This window comes from Nostoc sp., assembly GCF_036919815.1.
GTDB lineage: Bacteria > Cyanobacteriota > Cyanobacteriia > Cyanobacteriales > Nostocaceae > Nostoc.
Window position 1 is genome coordinate 1 of record NZ_JBALCE010000131.1, and the last position, 1,956, is coordinate 1,956.

Annotated in this window: 2 protein-coding genes; both read right to left on the bottom strand. The window is 40.1% G+C overall.

The annotated features are described in order from the left end of the window. Nucleotides 1-414, bottom strand: a 414-nt coding sequence (locus V7K15_RS29715) for an AlbA family DNA-binding domain-containing protein (RefSeq protein ID WP_334911579.1), incomplete at its 3' end; no start/stop codon positions are given. Between the two features lie 415 nt (nucleotides 415-829). Further along, a partial coding sequence (locus tag V7K15_RS29720; RefSeq protein ID WP_334911581.1) for a DUF1998 domain-containing protein occupies nucleotides 830-1,956 on the bottom strand: 1,127 nt, incomplete at its 5' end.

Below are 1,956 nucleotides of genomic sequence, written 5' to 3' on the forward strand. Positions count from 1 at the left end.
CTTTTTGTAACTACCTACACGGATATACTCAAGTCCTTTGAAGCGAACAGGAACATGGTTTGCTTTAGGTATCTCAAAAAAAACTATATTTTTTTCTTGAAAAGCGAACTCATATATTTTAAAGTTTATTCGAGGAGATAATTGGGTTACTAGCCAGTTCTCTAGTTCTTGATTTCCAATTTTTTCTAACCGAGGTTTAAAGTTAGTACCTAATATATCGTGACTAATGTCATTCACTCCCCATACAATATAAGCAGTATTTTTCCCATGTAAAGTTGCAGAGTTAGATAAAGCTGATAAGTATTCCCCTATCTCTTCTGGGTTACTATTATTTACTTTGAATTCAACCCACTCTGTTTCATGAGGTAACGATGTTAGTGCGAGTAATATTGATTTTAAATTACCTGTATCCATATTGCTGCTTCAGACTGGTAGAAACCCTATATAAAATCAACAAAAGTATGTAATAAATACAAAAAATAACTGTCTAAGTAAGTCGGCGAGAAAAATTCAATGTATATGAAGAAATATAAATTTGAAGTAGAGGAGCCACTGCGTTGCGCGGGTTCCCCGCGTTGTAGCAAGTGGCGTTGTGTTACGCCGTAGGCTAACGCACCTTGAATCGTTGACGGTGAGGCGCTTGGCGACAACGCACCCTACATTTTAATTTCTTAACATAGCTTGAAATATTAGCGCCGACTTACTTAATTGATTTTAATCTAATTATCTCGTTTACTATTTAAATTGAAGCTCGTAATCTTACAAAGTAATTATATTGCTCGCCCTGTATATTTTATGCCAAATAAAAGCGATCGCACACTAAGTTCACTCACAGACCTGCTAAGATACTCAACTTCGCTCCCCAATCTTCATCATGCCGTAGCGCAAGCACACTATAACTAGTGTTATACCTAAGATTATCCCGCTCTACTTGGTCTTGCTTGCGCTTACCCTGACTATCATGAACTGAACCATCGCAGAAAAGTGCGATCGCCTCCTCCTGATAAACAAAATCTGGCTTACAATTAGCCTCCAGAATCAGTTCCTGTGCAGCATCCGGTAATTTATACCCCCGTTGATAAATCTCCTGTAACACCACTCGCTCAAACTCAGAATTTTGGTCTGTTTGTTGCAGCAATGTTTGATATTGCTGATCACGAGAGATTCCTTTAACTTGACAATTCATCGTACTTTCTAGCAATTGGTCAAGCCAAGGTTTGATTAGATGGCGATTAATCAAAGCATGGTCAAACTGGTTCCGATAAGAGAGCAAGCATTCATAACAAGCTTGAACACAACTTTCTTTTGGTTCTTTAAAATGGCAGATATCTAAGGCTGCATCGGCAATTTTTTGAAACGCTTCCGGTTTTTCTAACAATTGAGAAAGGACACCTGCACCACCTTCGGCAGCTTCCCAAAACAGTAAATATTTACCTTGTCCTAGTCGTTCGGAGTCGAGTTCATCGGCTTCTAATTTGTAAACAGCTTGGATTGCTGTCTCTAGGGCGTATTGCAATGTAGCAATAAATGCTTCTCCATTCTCAGCAGGAACATTCAACGGCTCAACAACTAAGATGTTGCAAGTATCATCGACCATTAAATTAACTTCTGTGTGCAGATTATCAGTAATCTGTTGATCCTGGTTTTTATTGTCGCCCCAGACACCTGTTGTCGGATTAAGCTTAAATCCTCGGTCTTCTGTATTCTTTCTCAGTCCCCGATTAATCCGCCAGATGGTGGCTGTGGCTCCATAGGTGAGTTTGAATAGTGGCGTACCATCAGCAGCTTGGACGATCGCTAATTCCCGTTTTTGACTGGTGTAGCGGAAGTGGGTGGTGATGTTGTAACCATATTTGAGTCGTTCTTCTTCATCACAGGTGATGCGTTCTCGACGGCGAGCGATCGCAGTTTCCATTGGCAATACACGGGTAAGTTTGGCGACATTCCCATGAATAT